We start from the raw sequence: 26,388 nt of genomic DNA on the forward strand, positions 1-26,388 counted from the left end.
TGTGACACAGGTGGGCGCGGCCTGTTCCGAAGCCTCCGGCCTGTGGGGCACAAAAAAGGGAGCGGCTCGTGAGGCGCTCCCTTGGGATAATGATAAAAATGAAATCTGGACCCTGCGGAATACGCTTCACTTGGTCAGGATCAGCTTGCCGGCGCGGGTGATGCGCAGCGTATAGACCTGACCGTTGAGAAGGATATTGGCCTGATTGCCGCCATTGGTCAGATCTTCTGCATCATGCGCGGGAAGGGCTTGGGTGAAGCTAGGGGAAATGGTCATCTGGTTCTCTCAATTCTGTCTAGCATGGTGTCGATTGCATTCGTGCGCGGGCTGAAGCCGTCGCACAGGGCTTGTACAAGGTCTGCGAGTGTAATCGGTGTGGTCGAGCCCGATTTTGCCTGTTTTGCAGGCCGGTGGGCGGGGCGTAGGCGCATATCCATCATCCTTTCGGCAAGCGGCTGGTCGAGATCAACTGGCATCGTGGGGCTTAATCTGAGTGAAAAAATCAGGCTTGTAAAGTCTGATTATTATAGTCAGGTATTATTTCTGCAAGATCCTGCCACAAAGCAATGCAGACAAAGCCGGCGCAAGCGATTAGGGTTGATATATGAGCATGGAACACGATCACACGCCCTATGACAGCCCTGCTGCTGCCCCGCCTCTGGCGGTAGAGGAGGCCGCTTGGGTCGATGTTTTGTCCGCGATGGACAAGACCTATGCGAATCTCGTCGATTATCAGGCGCAGCTGGAAGACCAGAATCATGCGCTTGAGGATATGCGCTCCTATCTGAACTCGATCATGTCTTCGGTGTCGGATGCATTGATCGTTGTCTCGCGTCAGGGGCGTGTGGAAGAGACCTCCAGCTCTGTGGCGCAGATGACCGGCTGTTCGGCAGGGGATCTGTCGGGTCTGGATATCCTCGATATTGTCGCCCCCTCCAGCCGCGACCACCTGATTGCGGCGCTTTCCGAATGCACCGACCGCCGCGCCACTGTGACCTGCGAGCTTAGCCTGAGCGGGCCGGAGGGGGAGATCTTGCTGGAGATGTCGATCAATGCGCGCTTTGACGAACGCGGGCGGCTGAGCGGGCATGTGCTGACAGGGCGGCCTGTGGGGGAATTGCGGCGCGCCTATTCCGAACTGGCGGCCAGCCATGACGCCTTGAAATCCGCGCAATCCCTTCTGGTGCAGAATGAAAAGCTGGCCTCGCTGGGGCGGCTTCTGGCCGGTGTCGCGCATGAGCTGAACAATCCGATTAGCTTCGTCTATGCCAATACCCATGCTATGGAGCGCTATGCGACCAAATTCGAAACCTATTTCAACGAGGTGCAAGACGGTGCTTCGCGGGAAAAGCTGATGGCTCTGCGCGAGGAATTGCGGCTGGATCGCGAGGTGCGCAACCTGCGCGAAGCCATTGCCGGTGCAAGGGACGGGGCCGAGCGGGTACGGGATATTGTCGAGGATCTGCGTCGCCTGTCCTCGGATGGTTCCGGCGAGAGCGTCGCTTTCGATCTGGTGACAGTGGCGCGGACTGCGGCACATTGGGTCGCGCGCGGGTCGGATCGGGAGGTCGCTATTGTGTTTGACGGGCTGGCTGTGCTGCAGGCGATGGGGCGCGCAGGCCATATCCAGCAGATCATCATGAATCTTGTGCAGAACGCGCTGGATGCAATGGTGGCAGAGCCTGCGCCGCATCTGACGATCACGGCATCCGAAGAGGCCGGTATGGCCCGCCTTGTGATCTGCGATAACGGGCCGGGTATTTCCGAAGAAGTGGCGCGCTCGATTTTCGATCCGTTTTTCACCACCAAGGAAGTGGGGCAGGGCACGGGGCTGGGGCTGGCCATCAGCCACCGCATTGCCACCGATCATGGCGGGCGGCTATCCTATCGGGCCAATGCGGCGGGCGGGGCCTGTTTCCTGCTGGAATTGCCACAGACTAAACAGATGGGGTCCAAGGTTTAATGAATGTTCTCTGGCTGCAATCCTCGGGCTGCGGCGGTTGTACGATGTCGCTGTTATGCGCCGAAGGGCCGATCCTGTTCGACCGGCTGGCCGATGCGGGGATCAACCTGCTCTGGCATCCTTCCCTGAGCCTCGAGACAGGGGCCGAGGCCCGCGCCCTTCTGGCACGGGTCGAGGCCGGAGAGATCGCGCTTGATGTGTTATGTGTCGAGGGCGCAATCGCGCGTGGCCCGCGCGGCACGGGGCGGTTCCAGATGCTGGGCGGCACGGGCCGGTCCATGCTGGACTGGGTCAGAAGCCTTGCCGCCAAGGCGCGCCATGTGGTGGCGGTGGGCACTTGTGCCGCCTTTGGCGGGGTAACCTCTGCGGGCGAGAATCCCTCGGATGCGTGCGGGCTGCAATATGAGGGCGCGCATAGTGGCGGCATCTTTCCCGCCAGTTTCCGTGCGGCGGGTGGTTTGCCGGTGATCAATGTGGCGGGGTGTCCGACCCATCCCGATTGGGTCAGCGAGACCCTGATGCTGCTGGCGGAAGACCGGCTGGGTGCCCAGGATCTGGATGCGCTGGCGCGACCGCTTTTCTATACCCGCCATCTTGTGCATCACGGCTGTCCGAAAAATGAGTTCTACGAATACAAGGCCTCGGCTGTGAAACTGTCCGATATCGGCTGCATGATGGAAAACCTGGGCTGTATCGGGACGCAGGCGATGGGGGATTGCAATATCCGCCCGTGGAACGGGTCGGGGTCGTGCACGCGCGGCAATTACCCCTGTATCAACTGCACCGCTCCCGAATTCGAGGAACCGCGTCACAGTTTTACCGAGACCCCGAAAATCGCGGGCATTCCGGTGGGGCTGCCCACCGATATGCCGAAAGCATGGTTCATGGCGCTGGCATCGCTGTCCAAGGCGGCCACCCCCGAGCGTCTGGCCCGGAATGCCGTGGCCGACCGTGTGGATGTGCCGCCAAGCCTGCGGGGCAAAACCGCGAGTGCGGCGCAGACGAAGGGGCGCAAATGACAAAGCTGGTGGTCGGGCCGTTCAATCGGGTCGAAGGGGATCTGGAGGTGCGGCTGGAGATTGCAGGGGGCGCAGTCGCGCAGGCCCATGTGAATGCGCCGCTTTATCGCGGGTTCGAACGCATGCTGGTGGGCAAGGATCCGCGCGATGCGCTGACCATCACGCCGCGTATCTGCGGGATCTGTTCGATCAGCCAGTCGGCGGCTGCAGCGCGGGCCTTGGGGGCGGCAATGGGGCTTTCCCCCACGCCGCAAGGTGCGATGATGGCCGCGTTGATCCATGCGGTCGAGAATGTGTCCGACCATCTGACGCATTTCAATCTGTTCTTCATGCCCGATTTCACACGACCGGTCTATGCGGGACGGTCGTGGCATGGCCGCGCGCTACAGCGGTTTACCCCGATGGAGGGCTCGGCGCAGCGTGCCTGCGTCGCAGCCCGCGCGGAATTGATGCATATTCTGGGCCTGATGGCGGGGAAATGGCCGCATACTCTGGCACTCCAGCCGGGGGGAGTGACGCGGGCGCCGGGGCCAAGCGAGCGGCTGCGGATACGTTCGGTTCTGCGCGGGTTCCGGCGCTATCTGGAAGAAGTGGTCTTCGGGGCACCGCTGGAAGAGTTTGTCGCGCTGGCGGGCCTTGGGGATCTTCTGGCGTGGCGCAGTGGCGATGCCGGACTGTTTTTCGAGATCGCCGAGACGCTCGGTCTGGCCCAGCTGGGGCAGGGGGGGGACCGGTATCTGAGCTTCGGTGCCTATCCGCTGCATTCTGATGGGGGGGCGCCCGCTTATGGCTTTGCCGCCGGCATCTGGGAAGGGGAGGCGCGGCCGCTGGATTTGCGGGGGCTGGTGGAAGATCCGTCGCATGCGTGGATGCTGGGCGAGGCCAGACATCCCGCATATGGCGAGACCCGTCCCGACGAGATGATGCGCGAGAGCGCCTATAGCTGGTGCAAGGCCCCGCGTCTGGACGGGCGCGTGTTTGAAACCGGCGCTTTGGCGCGGCAGGTCCTGGGTGGCCATCCGCTGGCCCATGCGATGCGTGGGGCCGGTGTTCTGGGCCGGATCGGCGGGCGGTTGCTGGAGCTTGCACGGACCCAGATGCTGATGGAGCGCTGGGCCGAGGCGATTGATCCTGCAGCGCAGTTCATGCAGCAGGGCAAGATGCCGAGAGAGGGCGTGGGCGTCGGTCTGGTCGAGGCGGCGCGTGGGGCGCTCGGGCATTGGCTGCGCATCGAACGTGGTGTCATTGCCAGCTATCAGATCATTGCGCCGACGACATGGAATTTCAGCCCGCGCGATGTGCAGGGGGTGCCCGGTGCGCTGGAGGCGGCGCTGGTCGGGGCGCCGGTGCAGGAGGGCGAGGAGGTGCCGGTTTCGGTGCAGCATATCGTGCGCAGTTTCGACCCCTGTATGGCCTGCACCGTGCATTGAGCATCGCAAGGGGCTCTGCCCCTCTTGGGGCCTTGGCGGCCCCAATTCACCCCGGGATATTTAGGGCAGCTGGAACATGGAAACAGTCGAGATTCGCGTGCGGGGGCAGGTTCAGGGTGTCGGGTTCCGGCCCTTTGTCTGGCGTCTTGCACAAGAGCTGGGGCTGTCGGGGCATGTTCTGAATGATGCGAGCGGGGTGGTGATCCGTGTGCGTGGCGCGGCGGTGGAGGCTCTGGTTGCACGGTTGCGGGGCGAGGCTCCTGTGCTGGCGCGGGTCGATCAGGTGGAGGTTTCGCGCTGGCTGGGTGCGTTGGCCGAGGGGTTCGTTATTCTGGCTTCGGAGGCGGGGGCTGTGCGGACGCGGGTGACCCCCGATGCGGCCAGCTGTCCGGACTGTCTGGCGGAGGTGGCCGGAACGGGGCGTCGGGCGGGCTATGCTTTTACCAATTGCACCCATTGTGGCCCGCGATTCTCGATTGTGACGGGGCTGCCCTATGATCGGGCGCAGACGACCATGGCAGCTTTCGCGCTTTGTGCCGATTGCGCGGAGGAATATCGCGACCCTGCCGACCGGCGCTTCCATGCGCAGCCGATCGCCTGCCCTATCTGCGGCCCCAAGGTCTGGTGTGTGCCCGAAGCCGGAGACTGGCTGGCGGCGGCGGCGGCGCGGTTGCGCGCGGGCGAGATTCTGGCGATCAAGGGGTTGGGCGGGTTCCATATTGCGTGTGATGCGGGCAATCCGCAGGCGATTGCACGGTTGCGGGCCCGCAAGCACCGGCCTGCCAAGCCTCTGGCCGTGATGGGGGATCCGGCCATGATCGAGGCGGCCTGTCATGTGAGAGACCCCGAGCGCGCCTTGTTGCGCGATCCTGCCGCGCCGATTGTGGTGTTGTCCCTGCGGGCCAGGGCTACGGGTGTGGCGGCCCGCGAACTGGCGCCGGGGCAGGGCTGTCTGGGCTGGATGTTGCCCTATACGCCGCTTCATCATCTGCTGGTGGCGGCAACCGGTCGTCCTTTGGTGATGACCTCGGGCAATCCTTCGGGAGAGCCGCAGGTGATTGGCAATGAAGAGGCTTTGGCCAAGCTGGGCGGGATTGTGGATGGTTTTGTGCTGCATGACCGTGCCATTGCGCGCCGTCTGGATGATTCTGTCGAGCGGATGACCCCGCAGGGGCGGATGGTGCTGCGTCGGGCGCGCGGGCGGGTGCCCGATGTGCTGGATCTGCCCGAAGGGTTCCGAGAGGGGCCGCAGGTGATTGCCTATGGCGGGCAGATGAAAGGCGCGATCTGTCTGGTGCGCGAGGGGCAGGCGCTTTTGGGGCACCATCTGGGAGATCTGGACAATGCCCTCAATATCGCGGCGTTCGAAGCGGCGGATCGGGATTATCGCGCCTTGTTCGAGCATTCCCCCGATCTGGTGGCGGTCGATCTGCATCCGGAGTTTCGTGCGACACGGTATGGCGAGGCGCGGGCGCAGGCGGAGGGGGCGGGGCTGGTCCGCGTGCAGCATCATCATGCGCATCTGGCGGCCTGTCTGGCGGAAAACGGCTGGGCGCGGCTGGCGGGGCCTGTGGCGGGGATCGTGCTTGACGGGTTGGGGCTGGGCGAGGATGGCCATATCTGGGGCGGCGAGCTTTTGCTGGGCGAGTATGCCACCTGTCAGCGGGTGGCACATCTGTCGCAGGTGCCGCTGCCCGGTGGGGATCGGGCCAGCCGCGACCCTTGGCGCAATCTTCTGGCCCAGCTGGACCATGCGGGGCTGGGCGCGCTGACGGATCTGCTGCTGTCGGGGCAGCCTTTGGCCCTGTTGCGGCAGGCGATGGCGAAAGGGCTGAATGCGCCGTCCTGCTCGTCTGCCGGACGGCTGTTCGATGCGTTCGCGGCCGCTTTGGGATTTGCGGGCTCGCAGAGCTTTGAAGGCGAGGCCGCGATGGGGCTGGAGGCTTTGGCGCGCAAGGCGCTGCAGGACGGAGGGGCCTGCGACGGCTATCCGTTCGGGGCGGGCGAAGAGATAGATACGCGCCCTCTCTGGCAGGCATGGGCCCAAGACCGCGCCCGTGCCGTGCCGCCCGAGATCATGGCGCTCCGGTTCCATCGCGGATTGGCGCAGGCCTTCGCGCAGCGGGCCGGCGATCTGGTGCGCGCGGGACGGGCGCAGGCGGTCGCGCTGTCGGGGGGCTGTTTGCAAAACACCGTGTTGCAGGACGAGCTTGTGGCCGCCTTGGCGGGCGTGCCGGTTTTGCTGCATCATAAGGTTCCGGCCAATGACGGCGGATTGGCCTTGGGGCAGGCGGTGATTGGCATGGCGCGGGCAATGGGTGAAAGCCAAGCTGCCAGATAGGCGGGGAGTTGGTAGCCAAGTGACCGATCAATCCTGCGTCCTATATGGATATTTTTGACCAACTGTATGAAAATAAATCATAAAACGGACCTGTGACATTTTGTCATTTTCCGCGGGCCTTGGCCCGTCCGCCTGTGGCATCCAATGGCATACCACGCGCGGTGCGGGCTTTGGCCCCATCCCGCAGCCAGGCACCAGGGAGGGAAGGTCTTGTCCTCGATCGAGACATTCTACGACGTTATGCGCCGTCAGGGGATCACCCGGCGCAGTTTCATGAAATACTGCTCGCTCACCGCAGCGGCTTTGGGGCTGGGGCCGTCTTTCGTGCCCAAGATCGCCCATGCGATGGAAACCAAACCGCGGACGCCGGTGATCTGGGTGCACGGGCTGGAATGCACCTGCTGTTCGGAGAGCTTCATCCGCTCGGCGCACCCGCTGGCCAAGGATGTCGTGCTGTCGATGATCTCGCTCGATTATGACGACACGCTGATGGCGGCCGCAGGTCATGCCGCCGAAGCCGCCCTGCAGGACACGATCGAGAAATACAAAGGCAACTACATCCTCGCGGTCGAGGGGAACCCGCCGCTGAATGAAGACGGGATGTATTGCATCATCGGCGGCAAGCCCTTCACCGAGCAGCTCAAACATGCCGCCCAGCATGCCAAGGCGATCATCAGCTGGGGGGCCTGTGCCTCCTATGGCTGTGTGCAGGCCGCCGCCCCCAACCCGACCCGTGCGACCCCCGTGCACAAGGTCATCACCGACAAGCCGATTATCAAGGTTCCGGGCTGCCCGCCCATCGCCGAGGTCATGACCGGTGTTATCACCTATATGCTTACTTTCGACCGGCTCCCCGAGCTGGATCGTCAGGGGCGGCCGGCGATGTTTTATTCGCAGCGTATCCATGACAAGTGCTATCGCCGGCCGCATTTTGACGCAGGGCAGTTCGTCGAACATTGGGACGACGAGAACGCCCGCAAAGGCTATTGCCTCTACAAGATGGGCTGTAAGGGCCCGACGACCTATAACGCCTGTTCCACCGTGCGCTGGAATGATGGCGTGAGCTTCCCGATCCAGTCGGGCCACGGCTGTATCGGCTGTTCGGAAGACGGGTTCTGGGATCAGGGGTCTTTCTATGACCGGCTGACCAATATCAAGCAATTCGGGATCGAGGCCAATGCCGATAAGGTCGGTGGTGTGGCCGCAGGCGTTGTCGGTGCCAGCGTGGCCGTGCATGCCGCCGTCTCCGCGCTCAAGCGCGCCCAGAAGAAAAACGAGGAAGTCTGAGCATGAGCGTTCTCAATACTCCCAACGGCTATGCCATGGACAATTCGGGCAAACGGATTGTTGTGGACCCCGTCACCCGTATCGAAGGCCATATGCGCTGCGAAGTGAACGTGGACGAGAATGGCGTCATCCGGAACGCTGTCTCGACCGGCACCATGTGGCGCGGTCTGGAAGTGATCCTGAAGGGGCGTGACCCGCGGGATGCATGGGCCTTCACCGAGCGCATCTGTGGTGTCTGCACCGGCACCCATGCGCTGACCTCCTGCCGCGCGGTGGAAGATGCGCTGGGGATCCAGATCCCCGATAACGCCAACTCCATCCGCAACCTGATGCAGCTGGCATTGCAGATCCACGACCATATCGTGCATTTCTATCACCTGCATGCGCTGGATTGGGTCAACCCCGTCAATGCGCTCAAGGCCGATCCGAAGGCGACGTCGGAGCTGCAGCAGATGGTGTCTCCCAGCCATCCGTTGTCATCTCCCGGCTATTTCCGTGACGTGCAGAACCGGCTGAAGAAATTTGTCGAAAGCGGACAGCTTGGGCTGTTCAAGAACGGCTATTGGGACAATCCCGCCTATAAACTGCCGCCCGAGGCGGATCTGATGGCGACCACCCACTATCTAGAGGCGCTGGATCTTCAGAAAGAGGTGGTGAAGCTGCACACCATCTTCGGTGGCAAGAACCCGCATCCCAACTGGCTGGTTGGCGGCGTGCCGTGCCCGATCAATATCGATGGCGTGGGCTCGGTGGGGGCGATCAACATGGAACGCCTCAACCTTGTGAAATCGATCATCGACAAGGGGCTGGAATTCAACCGCAATGTCTACATCCCCGATGTGATCGCGATTGGCGGGTTCTACAAGAGCTGGCTCTACGGGGGCGGCCTGTCGTCGCAATCCTGTCTGGCCTATGGCGATATTCCCGAGCATCCGAATGATTTCTCGCCCGAGCAGCTGCATCTGCCGCGCGGCGCGATCATCAACGGCAATCTGAACGAAGTGCTGGATGTCGATCCGCGCGATCCCGAGCAGGTGCAGGAATTCGTTGACCACTCGTGGTATGAATATGGCGAGCCGGGCAAGGGTCTGCATCCTTGGGATGGCGAGACCAATCCGAAATTCGAACTCGGTCCCAATGCCAAAGGCACCAAGACCAATATCGAAGAGCTGGATGAGGGCGCCAAATACAGCTGGATCAAGGCTCCGCGCTGGAAGGGCCATGCGATGGAGGTGGGGCCGCTTGCGCGCTACATCATCGGTTATGCCAAGGGGCATGAGGACATCAAGGGGCAGGTCGATGGCCTGCTGTCCAAGATGGATCTGCCGTTTGATGCGGTCTTCTCGACGCTGGGCCGGACTGCGGCACGGGCGCTGGAATCCGAATATTGCTCGCGTTTGCAGCTGCATTTCTATGACAAGCTGATCAACCGCATCAAATCGGGCGACCAGTCGACCGCCAATATCGAGAAATGGGACCCGAGCACCTGGCCGAAAGAGGCCAAGGGTGTGGGCATGACCGAGGCCCCGCGCGGCGCGCTTGGCCACTGGATCAAGATCAAGGATGGCCGCATCGAGAACTATCAATGCGTGGTGCCCACCACCTGGAACGGTTCGCCCCGTGACAGCAAGGGGAATATCGGCGCGTTCGAGGCTTCGCTGATGAACACCCCGATGGAACGCCCCGAGGAGCCGGTCGAATTGCTGCGCACGCTGCATTCCTTCGACCCCTGCCTCGCCTGTTCGACCCATGTGATGTCGAATGACGGGCAAGAGCTGACCACGGTCAAAGTGCGCTAAGGGAGGGATCATTATGAAACGTCTGGCAATTCTGGCTGCATTTGCAGCGACCGCGACACCGGCACTGGCCCATCCGGGCCACCCGACGGCCCCCGGCCCCTTCGGGCATGAAATCGCGCATCTTCTGATGGCGGCGGTTGCTGTAGGGGCGGTCTATCTGGTGCTGGAAGCTGTGCGGAAGGTCTTTGGCAAGTCCAAGGAGGACTGAGTCATGGCCGACAAGCATATCCACCAGCCTGCGGTCGATGCGTCGGAGATTATGCCCGGCGCACGGCTGACCGGTGATGCGACGGCGGCGGATCTTGAATCGATCCGTCGGCAGAATTCGGTCTATGTCTACGAGGCGCCGGTGCGCCTGTGGCACTGGACCAATGCGGCCTGCATCATCGTTCTCTGCGTCACGGGCTATTTCATCGGCGCGCCGCTGCCTTCGATGCAGATCGACGAGGCCTATAACCAGTTCGTCATGGGCTATATCCGTTTCGCGCATTTCGCGGCGGCCATGATCGTGACGGTCGGCTTTTTCGGACGGCTCTACTGGGCAATGGTGGGCAATCACCATGCCAGACAGATGTTCTATGTCCCGATCCTCAACATGCATTTCTGGAAAGAGGTCATGTTCGAGATCCGCTGGTATCTGTTCCTTGAAAACAAGCCGAAGAAATATGTGGGCCATAACCCCTTGGCGCAGCTTGCGATGTTTTTCTTCATCACCATCGGGCTGACCTTCATGCTGGTCACCGGCTGGGCGCTTTATGCCGAAGGCGCTGGTCAGGGGTCGCTGCCTGACACGCTGATGGGCTGGGTGCTTGGCCTTGTGCAGAACAGCCAGCGTCTGCACACGCTGCATCACCTTGGCATGTGGGCGATCATCATTTTCATGATCATCCATATCTATGTCGCGATCCGCGAAGACATCATGTCGCGCCAGTCTATGGTCTCGACCATGATTTCGGGGCACCGGACCTTCAAGGATGACGAGGTAGAGTAATTTAAATAAATAATTTCATTATGTTGAAAGGCGTTGGAGGTGGTGCTCCGGCGCCTTTCATTGTTGTGAGGGCCGCTGCGGGAACGTGGGCGGCCGCTTCGCGTTGAGGGAGAAACGTATTTCAGGAGGAGCATCATGGAAGACCAACCCGATTTCAAGGCAGGCATCCGTTTTGACACGCTTGAAGAGAACCAGCCGCTTACGGGGAGTTTCGGTAATCAGGAGGTGACGGTGGTGCGTCAGGGGCAGCAGGCCTATGCCGTCTCCGCCCGTTGCACCCATCTTGGGGCCGATCTGGGCACGGGGCTTGTTGCCGAGGGCGAAATCCGCTGTCCGTTCCACCATGCCCGTTTCGATCTTCGGACCGGCGAGGCGACAGGTGCTCCGGCGATCACGCCGCTTGGCTGCTTTCAGGTCGAAATTACTGATGGCCTCCTGCGGGTGACAGGAAAGCGTGCGCACGCCGCAGAGCCTCAGGGCGCGGCTCCGAAAGAGAAGATCGTCATTATCGGGGCGGGCGCCGCAGGGCATGCTCTGGCCGACCGCTTCGTGACGGCGGGGCAGGGGGCAAAGGTGACCCTGATCTCCGAGGATGCCGAGGCCCCTTATGATCGCACCTTCGTGTCCAAGCAGGTTCTGTCAGGAATGAAGGCGCCCGAGGCGGCGGCGCTGCCTTTTGCCCATCCGCACAATCCGCAACCCGTGCTGTTCCGGGGGATCAGCGCCCGCAAGATCGACAGGCAGGCCAGACAGGTGCATCTGTCCGATGGTCAGATCCTTGAATATGACCGTCTCGTGCTGGCCACGGGGGCGGTGCCTGTCCGTCCGGATTTCGAGGGGGCGGATCATGGCGCGGTCTTCACGCTGCGCACCCTGTCGGATGCCCGCGCGATCATGGCGCGGGCGGAGACGGCGCGCTCGGTCGTGGTACTTGGCTCGTCTTTCATCGGGTTGGAGGCGGCAGGGGCGCTGGCCGCAGAGGGGCGTAAAATCCATGTGGTGACCCGGGATCAGGTACCTATGGAAAAAACGCTGGGGCGCGAAATCGGACACTTCGTGCAGCGCCAGCATGAGAGTGACGGGGTCGCGTTTCATCTGGGCACCACGCTGACCGGCTTCGACGGGGCGCAGGTGACGCTGGAAAACGGCCATCGGCTCGAGGCTGATCTGGTGATTTTGGGCATCGGCGTTGCCCCCGATCTGACGCTTGCCAAAGAAGCAGGGCTGGATCTGGCCGAGAAGGAGAACGGCGTTCTGGTGGATGCGCAGTTCCGCAGCTCCGATCCGGCCATTTTCGCAATCGGTGACATCGCGAATTATCCGGCATGTGATGGGTCGGGGCGGTTGCGGATCGAGCATTGGGCCCATGCGGCGGATCAGGGCGCGCATCTTGCCGCCTATCTCATGGGCCAGACCGATCAGCCTTTCGACCGTATCCCGTTCTTCTGGACCAAGCAGGGCGATGCGCAGTTGCGCTATGTCGGGCATGGGGTTCCGTCGCAGGGCGTGCGGGTGGATGGCGATCTGGCCGAGAAAGATTTCGCAGCCCATATTCGCGGCAGTTTCCTGCATGGCGCGCTTTTGACCTGCAACCGTGACATGGAGGCCCTGCAAACAGAACGCGACTGGGAGGCGTGACTCTTTTCGGGTGAATTGACCTCTTATGCTATGGAAGCCACCTGTCCTTACTGTCGCTTTAAGTGGATAGGTGGCTTCCATTATTCATGCATCCTTTTTGTATTATATTCTATATTATCTATTAAATTCAGTCATATGCTATAAGAATACTTTTTTTCATGAAGTGCTCTGTTTTTGATCATCGCTTGTCTATGGTCATTCTATGACCGGAGGCGAAAGGCCTCTTGCCAGCAGGCGAAAGGAGCACGCCATGCAAGCCGATAAAACCAAGGTCCCGCAGAATATTCTGGTATTGGGCATCGGGAATGTGCTCTGGGCGGATGAAGGATTTGGCGTGCGCTGCGTCGAAACCATGGCCCAGACCTATTCCGTTCCGGCGAATGTCCGTTTGATGGATGGCGGAACGCAGGGGCTGTATCTGCTGCCGTTCCTTGAGGAATGTGATGCGCTGATCGTGTTTGATGCCGTTGATTTCGGGCTGGAACCCGGCATGATGGTGACCCTGCGCGACAAGGACGTGCCCGCCTTTATGGGGGCGAAAAAGATGAGTCTGCACCAGACCGGTTTTCAGGATGTGCTGGCGACCGCCGAGCTGATGGGCTACGCGCCCGCATATCTGACCCTGATCGGCTGTCAGCCCGAAGAGATCGAGGATTACGGCGGCGGTCTGCGGCAGGTGGTGTCCGACCAGATCCAGCCCGCTATCGCTGAATGCATTCGCGAATTGCAACGCTGGGATATTGCGGTCGTGCCCGGCCGGACCGATAGCGAGGATCTGGCCGATGTCTCGATCCAGCGCGGTGCCTATGAGAACGGACGTCCCGATGAGGACGAGGCCTGCCGTATCGGCGATCACCGCTTCTTTCCCTCGGCGGCCAAGGTGCGCGCCTGATGTGCGTCGGTATTCCGCTGCAGTTGATCGCGCGCGAAGGCATCCGCGGTGACGTGATCGAGGAAGGGCAGCCGCAGGTGATCGACCTGTCGCTGACCCCCGAAGCACAGCCCGGTGACTGGTTGCTGGTGTTTCTGGGGGCCGCGCGCGAAGTGATCTCTGCCGATGAGGCCGCCAAGATCGCCGCAGCGCTCGAGGGGTTGCGCGCCTTGATGGCGGGCGGCGATCTGGGCGCGGCTTTTGCCGATCTCGAAGCCCGCAGCCCCGAACTTCCCCCGCATCTGGCTGCCGCTGCCGCGCAGGGCCGCAAAACCGCCTGAAGGACCGATAATGCACGATTTTGTAATGCCTAGTGACGCGAAGCCCTCGGGGGAAATCCATCCTCTGGTGCAGCGTTTGAGTAACGAGTTCTCTTATCCCCGTCTGGCCACTCTGGAAGCGGTGGCCGATTTTACCGCGCAGGAGGGGGTGCATTGCCTCTTTGTGCCGGGGGATTCCAAGCGCAATCTGGAAACGCCAGATGCGGCGGTTGTGCTGCCCGAATTGCGTATGGCGTTCCAGAACCTGTTCGACTGTGCGGTGATCGATGATGCCATCGAGGCCGAGCTGCGCCAACAGACCCGCGCGCTGAAGACGCCGGGCTTTTTGTTCTATCGCGATGGTGTCTATCTGGGGGCTATCGAGAAAATCCGCGACTGGGATGACTATATTGCCCGCACCTCGCATATCCTTGATCTGAAAGGCTGATCTCATGGTGAACAATTTCCATCTGCCGCCGATGGGCTTCGGTCCCGGGTCACAGGAAACCGGCGAGGAGCTGGAATATATGGAGCTGCCCTCGGGTATGCGCACCTATTCCGCGCATATGCCCGAGGTCGATGATCCTTCCGCGATGAGCCCTGCCTTGAAGACGCTGGCCGATATTGCCACAGCCGTCGAGGCCTGCGCCAAGGGGGGGATGGCCAGCTTTGACCTGTCGGGACTGGATGCGGCCAACCGTGCGCTGATCGCCGAGACGATGGGGCAGGGGGAAGTGGCCATGAAAATCCGTGGCATCCCCGCCCTGATGGTGCAGGAAAGTGTCTTTGCGGGGGTCTGGTCTGTGGCCGGATCGGGTGTGGACCGGATCGAGATCGGGCCGGTGCCGTCGGTGTCGATGACCCGTGCGTTCGAGCCGTTCCGCGAAGGGCAGGGGCCGCAGGCACAGCGCCCGAATGGCGTGGTCAACGCGCCCGCTCTGGTGGCCGAGCTTTACGACAAATCCGAAAGCTATAAGGGCGGTCTGCCGCATGTCGTCAATCTGACGCTGCTGCCGCATACCGAAGAGGATCTGCTCTGGCTGGATCGGGTGCTGGGCGAAGGGGCGGTTACCATTCTGTCGCGGGGCTACGGAAATTGCCGGATTACCGCCACGGCCTTGCGCCATGTCTGGCGTGTGCAGTTTTTCAACTCGATGGACACGCTTATTCTGGACACGTTCGAGGTGACCGATATGCCCGAAGTGGCTCTTGCCGCACCGGAAGATCTGGAAGACAGCGCCGATCGTATCCGCGAAGTGCTGGAGGCGATCAGATGAGCGCGGATGTTGCACAAGTGACAGGGTTTGAAGGCAGTTATATGGGCGCGCATGACCGGATTTCCGATCAGGCGTTGATGGAATGCAAGATCTGCTGGTCAACCTATGATCCGGCAATCGGCGATGATTTCCGGCAGGTCTTGCCCGGAACGCCGTTCAATGCGCTGCCAGAAGACTGGAAATGTCCGAATTGCGATGCGCCCAAAGCCCAGTTCATGGTCCGCGAGGATCCCGGCGCGCCGCTGATGATCGAGCAGCGCCGGATCGACGAGCATGTTCGAAATCTGACAGCCGATTTTCGCGAGATCTGGAATTCGACCATGCGCGACGTGCCGCTGTCGAATAAGGCGCTTTCGGTCGAGGCCGTGGGGTTCCTCCCCTATGAAGGACGCGCTTTGGGGGTGCTGTTCAGCCCGTGGTTCATGAACCTGATCCTTCTGCCGGGCGCAGGCGAGGATTGGTCCGATCTGGTTCCCGGGGCCAAAGAAATGGTGGAATTTCCGTCCGGCTGCTATGAGTTCATCCATAACAAGCGGGACCTGACGGGGGGCTATAAAGCCTGTTCGCTGTTCTCTCCGATGGAGGAATTCCAGACCCAGATGCAGGCGCGCGAGGTGGCACAGGCCATCATGGCGGAGTTGTTCAAGGAAGAGAACCGCGCGGAGACGGACCGCAAGTCAGAGATCCGCGCGACCCGCGAGGCCGAGCTGGCAGAGAAAGAGGCAGAAGCCGAGACCGGCGGCGCGGAATTCGCGCAGCTCTCCGAAGACGGCGTCGCCGAACTGGCCACACCATCGCGGCGTCAGTTGATCTCGGGGGGGCTTGCATCGGAGCCCGCGAAGGAGACGGAATGAAACAGGTTTTGGGCATAGGTCTGGAGCGACGCGGCGAGATGATTGCCCCGCGTTTGCGTCTGCCTGCGCCCATCTCTGTGGGGGCCATGATGCGGGGGCGCGACCCCGAGGCCGCAGCCCAGATGATGGGGCGACTGTTCAATCTGTGCGGGGCGGCGCAGTCGCAGGCGGTGCGGCTGTCTTTGGGGCTGCCGGCCGATATGTCAGACACCCGACACGAGATCCTGCGCGACCACCTTGCAAAGCTTTTTCTGTTCTGGCCCAAGGCATTGGGGCACGCGCCGCAAGCTCTGCCCGATGGGTGGGCACAGGGCGGGCCTGCATTGCTGCACCATCTGTGGGGCCGTGGCGAAATTACCGATCTGGCGGCTTGGCTTGTCTCGGGGCAGGGGGTGTCGCCCCTGATGGCGGGGATCGATGCGGCATTTGCCCCGCATGAGGCCGAGGCGCGGGTGGCCGATCTGTTCGACCCGATGCTGAAGATGGCGCAGGAAAATTCGCCCGCCGGTCGTGTGGCGTTCCATCCGCTAATGAAACAGGCCGAAGAGACGCGGGGGCGCGGTCCTTTGTGGCGGGCGCTGGGGCGGCTTGTGGATCTGACGCGGGTCGTGACCCGCCCTGCGGCACCGGTGCTGCGCCCCGATAATACCGCGCTGGTCGAGGCCGCGCGCGGGGTTTATGCGCTGCGCGGACAGCTTTCGGGCGGCGTGGTGAGCGCGGTGGAGCGTGTGACGCCCACCGATCACCTGCTCGCTCCGGGCGGTGCGCTCGAGCTGTCGCTGGCCACATTGCCTTGGCGGAAAGCTGGGCTTGCCGCTTTGGTTGTGGATATTCTGGACCCTTGCGTGGCGGTCGAGATCGAGGGGGTGTCGCATGCATGAGATGTCGATTGCCGAAGGAATCCGCTCCGTGGTGGAAGACGCCGCCCGTGCCAATGGGGTGACACAGATCACCAAGCTACGCCTTGAGATCGGGCGCTTTGCCGGTGTGGAAAAGCACGCACTGGAATTTGCGTTCGACGTGGTTATGCGTGGCAGCCCTGCCGAGGGTGCGGTACTTGAAATCATTGATCTTCCCGGTCGGGCGATGTGCTACGATTGTATGGAAGAGGTGGAGATTATGGATCGTCTAGACCCATGCCCGCGCTGCGGGGGCGGCAAGTTGATGCCGCAGGGGGGCGACGAGATGCGGATTAAAGATATGGAGGTGGCGTGATGTGCACGGTGTGCGGCTGTAGGGGCCATTCGGTCGAGGATGAATTCAAGGCGCATCTGGCAAAGCAGGGCCAGCAACTGGCCAGGGGGCAACTGCCTTTCGATCTGCCGAAAGGGGTGCCCACCAGACCTATGGCGCAGCCGCAAGCTGCGCGTCAGGTGGTCAGCGACGGCCTTGATATCCATTGCGGACATGGTGCCGCGGGCGTTGAGGTGCCGGGCTTCTCGCAGGCGCGCCTGATTGAAATCGAGACGGACATATTGTCCAAAAACAATGATTTTGCCGCAAAAAACCGTGCATATCTGGCGCAGAATGGCATTTTTGCGACAAATCTGGTTTCGTCGCCCGGTTCGGGGAAAACCACGCTTTTGTGTCGCACGATCGAGATGTTGGGCGACCAGCCTCTGGCGGTGATCGAAGGCGACCAGCAGACCACCAATGATGCCGACCGTATCCGCGCCACTGGCGCGCAGGCGATTCAGGTCAATACCGGCAAAGGCTGCCATCTGGATGGTAAGATGGTCGACACCGCGCTGGGGCGGCTTGCGCTTGCCGAAAACGCGCTTCTGTTTATCGAGAATGTCGGCAATCTGGTCTGTCCTGCGGCCTTTGATCTGGGCGAGGATGCCAAAGTGGCCATTCTTTCGGTCACCGAGGGTGAGGACAAGCCTCTGAAATACCCCGATATGTTCACAGCTGCCAAGATCGCGCTTCTGAATAAGGTGGATCTGGCCCCCCATTGTGATGTCGATCTGGATCTCTACGAGGCCAATCTGCGCCGTGTGAACCCCGACCTGATCATTCTGCGCGTTTCGGCCCGCACGGGCGAGGGAATGGCGGCATGGCTGGACTGGCTGAAGGCGGGATTGGCCCGCAAGGCGCGCTGATGGCGCGCGCCCCTTTGCCCTCCATTCTGCTGGTCGATGACGAGCCGCATTCGCTGACGGCGATGAAACTTGCGCTTGAGGACGAGTTCGAGATTTTCACCGCTCCGGATGCGTCGGTCGCGCTGGACGTGCTGGAAAACGAATGGATTCAGGCGATTTTATGTGACCAGCGCATGCCGGGGCGGACGGGGGTGGATTTCCTGACCGAGGTGCGCGAGCGTTGGCCCGAAACCGTGCGGATGATGATCACCGGCTATACCGACAGCAATTCGATGGTGGCGGCGATCAATGATGCGGGCGTGCATCAGTTCATTGCCAAACCGTGGCATCCCGAACAGCTTTTGATGGCGGTGCGCAATGCGGTGAAGCTGTTCCATCTTGCGCGTGACAACGAGCGGATGCAGCTCGAGATGCGCTTTCTGTCCAGCACATCCGAAAGCCGTCTGGAAAAGCGTCGCCGTGCCCTGCGCGAAGGGATGGGCTTTGAAACCATCCTGCGCAGCCCCAATTCCGCGATGAATGATGCGGTGGCGATTGCGCGCCAATATGCCAGTTTCGACATTCCGGTTCTGCTGACGGGCGAGGCGGGCACTGGCAAGGCGCAACTGGCCCGCGCGATGCATTATGGCAGCCTGCGGTCGGAAAAGCCGTTTTATGAATTCAATCTGGCGGGCCTGCCGGAAGATCTGACCATGGTGGAACTTTTCGGGGCCAAGCGCGGTGTCTTGCCGGGCGGGGTGAACCGCATCGGGCTCATGCAGAAAGCGGATCGCGGCACGCTCTACCTTTCGGGGATCGAGGAAGCCTCGCCTGCGATGCAACTGGCCTTGCTGCGTGTGCTGTCCGAAGGGTCCATTACACCGGTGGGCGGGCAGGAAACGGTGGGCACCAATCTGCGGCTGATCTGTGGCGCGGGTGTGGATCTGCGTTCGCGTGTGGCCGAGGGCGGGTTCCGCACCGATCTTTACTATGCGCTGTCAGTAGGCGAGATCGGGCTTTTGCCGTTGCGGGCGCGACGTGGCGATGTGGCCATGCTGGCGCAGCATCTTCTGGCCGAGGCGGCCTCGACCCATTCCAAGCCCGTCATGGGTTTTGACGCGGCGGCGCTGGAATTTCTGGAAAACTACGACTGGCCGGGGAATCTGCGCGAACTGACCAACGAGGTCACGCGTATGCTGATCTTTGCGCAGGAAAACGTGCTGGGGGCCGAGCTGATCTCGCGCCATATCCTGCAGGCTGTGCCTTCGGATGAGGGGGCGGATCGTGCGGCGGAAGAAGACGCGCTACAGGCCAGCGGGCAGTTGAAAGACCGGATCGAATTGATGGAGATGCGGATCCTGCGCGAGACGCTGACCCGCCACCGCTGGAACAAAAGCCGTGCGGCCTCCGAGCTGGGCCTGAGCCGTGTGGGTCTGCGGGCCAAGCTCGACCGTTACGGAATAATGGGGCCGTCAGCCCGTATGGATGAGGAGGAAGACTGATGTGTCTGGGCATTCCGGGACAGATCGTCGAGATCACCGATGAGGCGCGTATGATGGCGCTGGCCGAGGTGTCGGGGGTGCGGCGCGCGGTCAATGTGGCCTGTATTGCCGATGGGCCTTTGCAGGGGCTGATCGGGGAATGGGCGCTGATCCATGTGGGCTTCGCTATGGCGAAGATCGACGAGGACGAGGCCGCGCAGACTTTGGCCGCCCTGCATGAGCTGGGCGAGACGCAGGAGGCGCTGGAACAGATGGCCGCAGGCGATGCGGCGCTGGAAGGGCGGGTGTAAGATGGCGCTGAAATTTGCCTCTGAATTCCGCGACCCGAAACTGGCGCGCGCCCTTTTTACGGCGATTGCCGAGAAGGCCGATGCGATAGGTGCCACCCGCGAAAAGCCTGTGCATATCATGGAGATCTGCGGCGGGCATACGCATTCGATCTTCCGCTACGGGCTGGATAAGCTGATCCATGAGGGCATCGAGTTCATTCATGGTCCGGGCTGTCCGGTTTGCGTGCTGCCGCGTGCGCGGGTCGATGAATGTATCGAACTGGCCGAGCGCCCCGAGGTGATCTTCACCACCTTCGGCGATGCGATGCGGGTGCCCGGGTCGACGAAGTCGCTCATTCAGGCCAAGGCCGATGGGGCCGATATCCGCATGGTCTATAGCCCCCTTGATGCGCTGGAACTGGCGCGGCGCAACCCCGACCGCGAGGTGGTGTTTTTCGGGCTGGGGTTCGAGACAACCACGCCGTCCACCGCGCTGGCGATCCAGCAGGCGGCGCGTGAGGGGCTTAAAAACTTCACCGTCTTCTGCAACCATATCACCGTGCCCGAACCCATCAAGGCGCTGCTGGATGACCCCTATATGATGCTTGACGGCTTTATCGGGCCGGGCCATGTGTCGATGGTGATCGGCATCCACCCCTATGATTTTATCGCGCAAGACTATGGCAAGCCGATCGTGGTGGCAGGCTTTGAACCCACCGATCTTCTGCAATCGGTGCTGATGGTGCTGACCCAGATCGAAAAAGGCCAACCGCGCGTGGAAAACCAATATGGCCGCGTGGTGCCCGAAAATGGCAATCCGGTCTCGTTGGCCGCCATCGAGGATGTTTATGAAAAGCGCCCCTCGTTTGAATGGCGGGGCTTGGGCGAAATCGACGCCTCGGGTCTGCGGATCCGCCCTGCCTATCGCGCCTATGACGCCGAAGAGAAATTCGGCATCGGCTATGCGGTGGGCCGCCGAGAGGTGCCGGAAGTCGAGGGCTGCGCCTGTGGTCAGGTCATGACGGGCCGGATCAAACCGACCCAATGCCCGCAATTCGGCAAGGGCTGCACACCGGAAACAGCCCTCGGCGCGCTGATGGTCAGCTCGGAAGGCGCCTGCGCGGCCTATTGGCAATATGGCGGCGCCCGTTCGGCGGCAGAATAACCGAAATCATAGGCGGCATCGGAGGCAAGGCCTCCGGCGGCGCAAGCGGGGCTCGATGCCCCGTTGGGCCGCAGCCCCCCTCAAAGGACAAGACTTATGGCACTACGAGGCGAACGCGTCACCTTGGCGCATGGCGGCGGTGGCCGTGCAATGCGCGACCTGATCGAGGAAATCTTCACCTCCGCCTTCGCACCCCCCGGCATGGAGGATCAGGCCCGCCTGATGACCGACGCCCTGCGCGAACCGGGCGCGCGCCTTGCTTTCACCACCGATGGCTTCGTCGTCACCCCCATGGAATTTCCGGGCGGTGATATCGGCAAGCTCGCCATCTGCGGTACGGTCAATGACCTCGCCGTGGGCGGGGCAAAACCGCTCTGGCTCTCGGCCGCCTTCGTCATTGAGGAAGGCACCGAATTCGCCCTTCTGCGCCGCATCGTGGCCACCATGGCGCGCGAGGCCGAGGCTGCGGGCGTGCGCATCGTGACAGGCGATACCAAGGTCGTCGAACGCGGCGCCTGCGATGGTGTCTTCATCACCACCTCTGGCATTGGCGTGATCCCCGCCTCCCGCGATATGGCGGCCTCCCATGTTCGCGCGGGCGATGTGGCTATCGTCAACGGGGTGCTGGGCGACCACGGCGCAACCATCCTCGCGGCCCGTGGCGATCTGGCGCTGTCTTCGGCGATCGAGAGCGATTGCGCCGCCCTCGGTCACCTGATGGAGGCCGCTCTCACTACAGCACCTCAAGCCCGCGCCGCCCGCGACCTGACCCGAGGCGGGCTGGCCTCCGCCCTGAATGAAATCGCCGAAGAGGCGGGTTGTGGCATCGTCATCGAGGAAGAGGCCCTTCCGCTCCGCGCCGAGGTCGTCGGCATGTGCGAGATCTTGGGGCTCGACCCCCTCTACCTTGCCAATGAGGGGCGTCTGGTGCTCTTTGTGCCAGAAGAACAAGCGGAGGCCGCGCTTGCCGCCATGCAAACCCTGCCCGAAGGAAAAAGTGCCGCGATCATCGGGCGGGCCGTGGCAGACCACGCGGGCCAAGTGCGGATGCGCACCGCATTCGGCGGCACCCGCATCGTCGATATGCTGGTGGGCGAACAGCTGCCCCGTATCTGCTAAAGGGGCATCTGTTAAAGGCGTATCTGCCAGTTTACTCGCGGATCGTCACGAACCATGCAAAGCGGGCAGTCTCGCCCGCGCCCAGGCTTAGCGTATAGGGGCGGTCCTCGATTTTTGCCCCCGCCCCATGCCATGCCGCCATCCCGTGCCACGGCTCGATGCACAGGAACGGCGCGCCGGGCGGCTGCCAAAGCGCGAGGTTCGGCAGATTGGCAAAGCGGAAATCGAGGCTCGGGCCGGTTTCTCCCTGATACCGGAGCGCCTCGCCCGTGCCTTCGGGGAAGATCGCGGCATTTTTGGCGAATAGATCATGGCTGAGCGTCAGGCTGCCCTGATGGAAGGGCGAGGCCTCGGTTTCGCGCGAGATCAACCCATCGACCACGCGGTTCATCGCGGGCTCGGCGCCATTGGCCAGCTCGACCTTATGCGCGCCGGTGGCATTGGGCAGCGGCCAGCGGAAGGCCGGATGAAAGCCCAGACCGAAGGGCATCGGCACGCTGTCCTCATTGGTGACGGTGGCGGCGACCTCAAGCGTCGGGCCGGTCACGCGATGGGTCAGTTGCAGCCGGAAGTTATAGGGGTAGCTTGCGGTGGCCTCCGAGGGCACCAGCTCATGGGTCACATGCGCCTCGTCCTGCGCCACCACCGTAAAGGGCAGGCGGCGGGCGATCCCGTGCTGGGGCATATCAAAGCTCTCGCCACGGATCTCGATTTTATCGTCGGGCGCACGGCCCACGATGGGAAACAGAACCGGCGAGCGCCCCGTCCACCATTCGGCATCGCCATTCCAGAGGAATTCCTGCCCACGGAAAGCAAGCGACTGCATCTCGGCGCCCATATCGGAGACGGTCACGGTGAGGTCGGGGGAGGTGATGGTGGTCATGATGTTGGGTCAGTTGCTCTGCGAATTGCTATCCCGGAAGCACTGCGAGAAAGCGTGAACGTCGCCTTATTCTCTTCTGAGCGAACGTCTGTATAGGTTACTGAAAATCGCATATCTCCCGTTCTCTCCTCCTGTCTAAAGGCCAAGCGGTATGTCTCCTCATGTTCACGTTTGAAAAGCGCAACAGTATGGTTGTTGTCATTTTCCAGAGGATGCTCACTAAAAATTCTAACATTAATTGCTGTATGCCCTAGGTTGAGCAGTTTTAATAGATAAACATCGAGCTGTTTCGGGGCAGGTTTATACGAGTTAAGGTATGCGACTTCTCGATTATCAATGCCCATGTAAATCAGATGAAAGGATGGCAGCATAGCCGCTTCTAACCTCTTATTCGTTTGATTTAGTTCATTGATATTATGTTTTAGGGCTATTTGCTGCAATTTTAGAGCATTGTTTTGCTGTGAATAGCCATAGACAAGCCAAATCAACGCTAAGCTGCCGCAAATGCCCGCGAGAGTGTCGCCAACGGCATTTGGCTGCATGCTTTCAAAGATTGTCCAGTTGACATAAATATAGATAGATGCGGCGACGCCCAGTAAGAAAGTGAGTGCCGCAGGAATGAAAATGAGAAAATTTGTTTTTTTCAATTAATGGAACCTTTTTCTAGATTATGCCAATCACACATCCAACTCCTCAACGAACTGGGCGTTCTCGGTGATATACTGGAAGCGGAGCTCGGGTTTCTTGCCCATCAGGCGTTCCACCAAATCCGCCGTCTCTCCGCCCAGATCGTCGTCGATGGTGACGCGGATCAGTTTGCGGGTGGCGGGGTCCATCGTGGTTTCTTTCAGGTCCTTGGCATCCATCTCGCCCAGACCCTTGAAGCGCTGCACGTCGATTTTACCCTTTCCGCCCAATCCCTTGGCTAACCATTCCTCTTTCTCGGCGTCGGAGGCCACATACATGCGCTTGGCGCCTTGGGTCAGGCGGTAGAGCGGCGGGCAGGCAAGGTAGAGGTGGCCTTGGTCGATCAGCGGGCGCATCTGGGTGAAGAAGAAGGTCATCAGAAGCGACGCGATATGCGCCCCATCGACATCGGCATCGGTCATGATGATGATCTTGTCGTAACGCAGGTCTTCGACGTTGAACTTGGTGCCAAGGCCCACACCCAACGCCTCGCAGATATCGCTGATCTCGGCATTGGTGCCCAGTTTCGACGAGGCCGCGCCGAGGACGTTCAGGATTTTACCCTTCAGCGGCAGCAGAGCCTGCGTTTCGCGTTTGCGCGCGCCTTTGGCCGAGCCACCTGCCGAGTCGCCCTCGACGATGAACAGCTCGGTATTGGCGCGGTTTTTCGCGGTGCAATCGGTCAGCTTGCCCGGGAGGCGCAGCTTTTTGGTGGCCGATTTACGGGCGGTTTCCTTTTCCTGACGGCGGCGCAGACGCTCTTCGGCGCGCAGCACAAGGAAATCGAGGATTGCGCCGGCGGATTTCGTATCCGAGGCCAGCCAGTTGTCGAAATGGTCGCGGACGGCGCCCTCGACCAGACGATGCGCCTCGACGGTGGCCAGACGGTCCTTGGTCTGGCCCACGAATTCCGGCTCGCGGATAAAGCAGGAGACCAGCGCGCAGCCGCCCGTGATCAGGTCGTCGCGGGTGATGTTCGACGCCTTCTTGTTATTGATCAGCTCGCCATAGGCGCGGATGCCTTTCAGGATCGCTGACCAGAAGCCCGCTTCATGGGTGCCGCCCTCGGGGGTGGGAACGGTGTTACAATAGGACTGGATGTAGCCATCACGCGAGGGGGTCCAGTTGATCGCCCATTCGACCGAACCGGGGACGTTGAATTTCTCGCGGAACTCGACCTTGCCCGAGAAGGGGCGGTCGGCATAGGTCATCGCCTTGCCCAGCGTTTCCATCAGGTAGTCGGCCAGACCGCCGGGGAAGTGGAAGGTGGCCTCGGTGGGCGTCTCGCCATCGTCAATCGCGGATTTCCAGCGGATTTCAACGCCCGAGAACAGATAGGCCTTCGAGCGCACCATCTTGATCAGCCGCGCGGGTTTGAAGCGGTGATGGCCGAAGATCTGCTCGTCGGCATGGAAGGTGACCATAGTGCCGCGACGGTTGGGGGCGGCACCGATTTCCGCCACCGGCCCCTGCGGGATGCCGCGCGAGAAGCGCTGTTCGTAGAGCTTCTTGTTCTTGGCAACCTGCACCACCATCAGATCCGACAGCGCATTCACCACCGACGCGCCCACCCCGTGAAGGCCGCCCGAGGTTGCATAGGCATCGCCCGAGAATTTGCCGCCCGCATGCAGCGTGCACAGGATCACCTCCAGCGCCGATTTACCCGGAAACTTCGGGTGCGGGTCGATCGGGATGCCGCGGCCATTGTCGCGCACGGTGATCGAGTAATCCGCGTTCAGCTCGACCTCGATGCGGCTGGCATGGCCTGCCACGGCTTCGTCCATCGAGTTGTCGAGGATCTCGGCCAGCATATGGTGCAGCGCGCGCTCATCGGTGCCGCCGATATACATGCCGGGGCGTTTGCGAACAGGTTCCAGCCCTTCCAGCACCTCGATAGAGGAGGCGTCATATTCGGACTCGGACTGGGTGGAGAGAAGATCGTCGGACATCTGCTCGCTTTCTTTGGTGGGGTTGGCCTTGAGCCATACATCATTTGGGGCAAAATCGGCAAGCGCCCTGCCGAAACCGTCCACAGGAAGTTTCACGTCCGGTTGGCCGGATCGGGGCCGCCGGTTTGCCGCCTGCCTGTTTTACGGGCGTCATGGGTGGAAAACGGCCCATTGGCAGGCTGGTTTGTGCCTGAGGGGTTTTCCCTTTGAGGGCAAGAGACTACGTCATCTTGTTACATAGGATGCGAATGCCATTTTGAGTCAAAAGATATAAAGGAGGAGGAGAATGTGGGATCAACGCTATGCCCATTCGGACTATGTTTTCGGAACTGCTCCGGCAGAGTTCGTGCGCCGTCAGGCAGGGCGGCTGACACCGGGTATGCGCGTGCTGTCGCTGGCCGAGGGCGAAGGGCGCAATGCCGTGTTTCTGGCCGAGCAGGGCCTGGAGGTGACGGGGGTCGAGCTTTCGGCTCCGGCGCGTGAAAAAGCCCAGCGGCTGGCGGCGTCGCGGGGGGTGACGATCACCATGCTATCGCAGGATCTGCGCGGCTGGGATTGGCCCGTGGCCGAATATGACGCGCTTTTGGCCTGTTTCATCCAGTTTGCCGATCCGGCCTTCCGAGAGGATATTTTCGACGGTATGCGGCGTGCGGTCGCGCCGGGAGGGGTGGTGATGATCCACGGCTTTGCCCGTCGTCAGCCGCGCTATGGCACAGGCGGGCCGAGCAATGTGGAACAGCTTTATGATCTGGATCTGCTGCGCGAGGCGTTTCCGCGCTGGAAAATCCTGCATCAGGCCGATTACGATGCCGATCTGAGCGAGGGAGAGGGGCATTCGGGCCGTGCCGCGCTGATCGATTTCGTGATGCAGCGTCCATCCTGACCGCTGCCCCGTCCTGACCGATTTACTGCATGACATCAGAGCGACCTTGCGCGACACTCG

General features: G+C 61.5%; 26 protein-coding genes. 22 read left to right on the top strand and 4 right to left on the bottom strand.

Annotation, left to right across the window (positions count from 1 at the left end; all coding sequences use genetic code 11):
* Window positions 1–126 precede the first annotated feature (126 nt).
* Window positions 127–276: a hemin uptake protein HemP gene (gene hemP, locus AC2ISB_RS02280; RefSeq protein ID WP_339109196.1), complete on the bottom strand. Its 150-nt coding sequence runs from the start codon at window positions 274–276 to the stop codon at window positions 127–129.
* A gap of 334 nt (window positions 277–610) precedes the next feature.
* Between hemP and AC2ISB_RS02285 the strand changes: the two genes are divergently transcribed.
* The 21 genes from AC2ISB_RS02285 (at window position 611) to hypE (ending at window position 21,926) form a co-directional block, all read left to right on the top strand.
* The gene (locus tag AC2ISB_RS02285; protein ID WP_406721642.1) at window positions 611–1,963 is read left to right on the top strand and encodes a PAS domain-containing sensor histidine kinase; all 1,353 of its coding nucleotides are present in this window, start codon (window positions 611–613) and stop codon (window positions 1,961–1,963) included.
* Complete coding sequence (locus AC2ISB_RS02290; RefSeq protein WP_486575911.1) at window positions 1,963–2,982, top strand: NADH-quinone oxidoreductase subunit B family protein; 1,020 nt, start codon at window positions 1,963–1,965, stop codon at window positions 2,980–2,982. The genes AC2ISB_RS02285 and AC2ISB_RS02290 overlap by 1 nt, the downstream gene beginning before the upstream one ends.
* Complete coding sequence (locus AC2ISB_RS02295) at window positions 2,979–4,412, top strand: nickel-dependent hydrogenase large subunit (RefSeq protein WP_486575912.1); 1,434 nt, start codon at window positions 2,979–2,981, stop codon at window positions 4,410–4,412. Before AC2ISB_RS02290 ends, AC2ISB_RS02295 begins: the two co-directional genes overlap by 4 nt.
* A gap of 76 nt (window positions 4,413–4,488) precedes the next feature.
* Window positions 4,489–6,753, top strand: coding sequence for a carbamoyltransferase HypF (hypF, locus tag AC2ISB_RS02300; protein ID WP_486575914.1), 2,265 nt, complete (start codon window positions 4,489–4,491; stop codon window positions 6,751–6,753).
* Window positions 6,754–6,963: 210 nt separating this feature from the next.
* Window positions 6,964–8,040: a hydrogenase small subunit gene (locus AC2ISB_RS02305; RefSeq protein ID WP_339109200.1), complete on the top strand. Its 1,077-nt coding sequence runs from the start codon at window positions 6,964–6,966 to the stop codon at window positions 8,038–8,040.
* 2 nt (window positions 8,041–8,042) lie between these two features.
* Window positions 8,043–9,839, top strand: a complete 1,797-nt coding sequence (locus AC2ISB_RS02310) for a nickel-dependent hydrogenase large subunit (protein WP_406720386.1) — start codon at window positions 8,043–8,045, stop codon at window positions 9,837–9,839.
* A 13-nt stretch (window positions 9,840–9,852) separates the two neighbouring features.
* Window positions 9,853–10,047 carry a hypothetical protein gene (locus AC2ISB_RS02315; protein WP_339109202.1) on the top strand — a complete coding sequence of 65 codons (195 nt, stop codon included), beginning with the start codon at window positions 9,853–9,855 and terminating at the stop codon, window positions 10,045–10,047.
* A gap of 3 nt (window positions 10,048–10,050) precedes the next feature.
* Window positions 10,051–10,830 (top strand): Ni/Fe-hydrogenase, b-type cytochrome subunit, encoded by a 780-nt coding sequence (gene cybH / locus AC2ISB_RS02320; RefSeq protein WP_339109203.1) that lies wholly within the window; start codon window positions 10,051–10,053, stop codon window positions 10,828–10,830.
* Window positions 10,831–10,965: 135 nt separating this feature from the next.
* Window positions 10,966–12,468, top strand: coding sequence for an FAD-dependent oxidoreductase (locus AC2ISB_RS02325; RefSeq protein ID WP_486575917.1), 1,503 nt, complete (start codon window positions 10,966–10,968; stop codon window positions 12,466–12,468).
* Window positions 12,469–12,718: 250 nt separating this feature from the next.
* Window positions 12,719–13,360, top strand: a complete 642-nt coding sequence (locus tag AC2ISB_RS02330; RefSeq protein ID WP_406720388.1) for a HyaD/HybD family hydrogenase maturation endopeptidase — start codon at window positions 12,719–12,721, stop codon at window positions 13,358–13,360.
* The gene (locus tag AC2ISB_RS02335; RefSeq protein WP_339109206.1) at window positions 13,360–13,680 is read left to right on the top strand and encodes a HypC/HybG/HupF family hydrogenase formation chaperone; all 321 of its coding nucleotides are present in this window, start codon (window positions 13,360–13,362) and stop codon (window positions 13,678–13,680) included. Before AC2ISB_RS02330 ends, AC2ISB_RS02335 begins: the two co-directional genes overlap by 1 nt.
* A 10-nt stretch (window positions 13,681–13,690) precedes the next feature.
* Entirely contained in the window at window positions 13,691–14,107 is a 417-nt protein-coding gene (locus AC2ISB_RS02340) for a thioredoxin domain-containing protein (RefSeq protein ID WP_339109207.1), read from the top strand.
* A gap of 4 nt (window positions 14,108–14,111) precedes the next feature.
* Window positions 14,112–14,936: a hydrogenase expression/formation protein gene (locus AC2ISB_RS02345; protein WP_486575919.1), complete on the top strand. Its 825-nt coding sequence runs from the start codon at window positions 14,112–14,114 to the stop codon at window positions 14,934–14,936.
* 17 nt (window positions 14,937–14,953) lie between these two features.
* Window positions 14,954–15,790, top strand: coding sequence for a [NiFe]-hydrogenase assembly chaperone HybE (locus AC2ISB_RS02350; protein ID WP_486576735.1), 837 nt, complete (start codon window positions 14,954–14,956; stop codon window positions 15,788–15,790).
* Window positions 15,787–16,671: a hypothetical protein gene (locus AC2ISB_RS02355; RefSeq protein WP_406720389.1), complete on the top strand. Its 885-nt coding sequence runs from the start codon at window positions 15,787–15,789 to the stop codon at window positions 16,669–16,671. Before AC2ISB_RS02350 ends, AC2ISB_RS02355 begins: the two co-directional genes overlap by 4 nt.
* Entirely contained in the window at window positions 16,664–17,005 is a 342-nt protein-coding gene (hypA, locus tag AC2ISB_RS02360; RefSeq protein WP_339109210.1) for a hydrogenase maturation nickel metallochaperone HypA, read from the top strand. The genes AC2ISB_RS02355 and hypA overlap by 8 nt, the downstream gene beginning before the upstream one ends.
* Entirely contained in the window at window positions 17,005–17,892 is an 888-nt protein-coding gene (gene hypB / locus AC2ISB_RS02365) for a hydrogenase nickel incorporation protein HypB (RefSeq protein WP_486575922.1), read from the top strand. The genes hypA and hypB overlap by 1 nt, the downstream gene beginning before the upstream one ends.
* The gene (locus AC2ISB_RS02370; RefSeq protein ID WP_486575924.1) at window positions 17,847–19,373 is read left to right on the top strand and encodes a sigma-54-dependent transcriptional regulator; all 1,527 of its coding nucleotides are present in this window, start codon (window positions 17,847–17,849) and stop codon (window positions 19,371–19,373) included. Before hypB ends, AC2ISB_RS02370 begins: the two co-directional genes overlap by 46 nt.
* Window positions 19,373–19,663 carry a HypC/HybG/HupF family hydrogenase formation chaperone gene (locus AC2ISB_RS02375; protein WP_339109211.1) on the top strand — a complete coding sequence of 97 codons (291 nt, stop codon included), beginning with the start codon at window positions 19,373–19,375 and terminating at the stop codon, window positions 19,661–19,663. The genes AC2ISB_RS02370 and AC2ISB_RS02375 overlap by 1 nt, the downstream gene beginning before the upstream one ends.
* 7 nt (window positions 19,664–19,670) lie before the next feature.
* Complete coding sequence (gene hypD, locus AC2ISB_RS02380; protein ID WP_486576737.1) at window positions 19,671–20,807, top strand: hydrogenase formation protein HypD; 1,137 nt, start codon at window positions 19,671–19,673, stop codon at window positions 20,805–20,807.
* A 96-nt stretch (window positions 20,808–20,903) separates the two neighbouring features.
* Complete coding sequence (gene hypE / locus AC2ISB_RS02385) at window positions 20,904–21,926, top strand: hydrogenase expression/formation protein HypE (protein ID WP_486575926.1); 1,023 nt, start codon at window positions 20,904–20,906, stop codon at window positions 21,924–21,926.
* Window positions 21,927–21,957: 31 nt separating this feature from the next.
* On the opposite strand, the gene AC2ISB_RS02390 is transcribed toward hypE, so the two are convergent.
* From AC2ISB_RS02390 to parE, 3 genes are read right to left on the bottom strand one after another with little or no spacing between them, the layout of a single operon-like run.
* Window positions 21,958–22,809 carry an aldose 1-epimerase family protein gene (locus tag AC2ISB_RS02390; protein ID WP_486575928.1) on the bottom strand — a complete coding sequence of 284 codons (852 nt, stop codon included), beginning with the start codon at window positions 22,807–22,809 and terminating at the stop codon, window positions 21,958–21,960.
* The gene (locus tag AC2ISB_RS02395; RefSeq protein WP_486575930.1) at window positions 22,806–23,456 is read right to left on the bottom strand and encodes a hypothetical protein; all 651 of its coding nucleotides are present in this window, start codon (window positions 23,454–23,456) and stop codon (window positions 22,806–22,808) included. The genes AC2ISB_RS02390 and AC2ISB_RS02395 overlap by 4 nt, the downstream gene beginning before the upstream one ends.
* Before the next feature lie 30 nt (window positions 23,457–23,486).
* Window positions 23,487–25,445 (bottom strand): DNA topoisomerase IV subunit B, encoded by a 1,959-nt coding sequence (gene parE, locus AC2ISB_RS02400; protein WP_339109215.1) that lies wholly within the window; start codon window positions 25,443–25,445, stop codon window positions 23,487–23,489.
* A 286-nt stretch (window positions 25,446–25,731) separates the two neighbouring features.
* Between parE and AC2ISB_RS02405 the strand changes: the two genes are divergently transcribed.
* Window positions 25,732–26,328 carry an SAM-dependent methyltransferase gene (locus tag AC2ISB_RS02405; protein ID WP_339109216.1) on the top strand — a complete coding sequence of 199 codons (597 nt, stop codon included), beginning with the start codon at window positions 25,732–25,734 and terminating at the stop codon, window positions 26,326–26,328.
* Window positions 26,329–26,388: the final 60 nt, after the last annotated feature.

This window comes from Thioclava sp. NS-SX20, assembly GCF_057380695.1.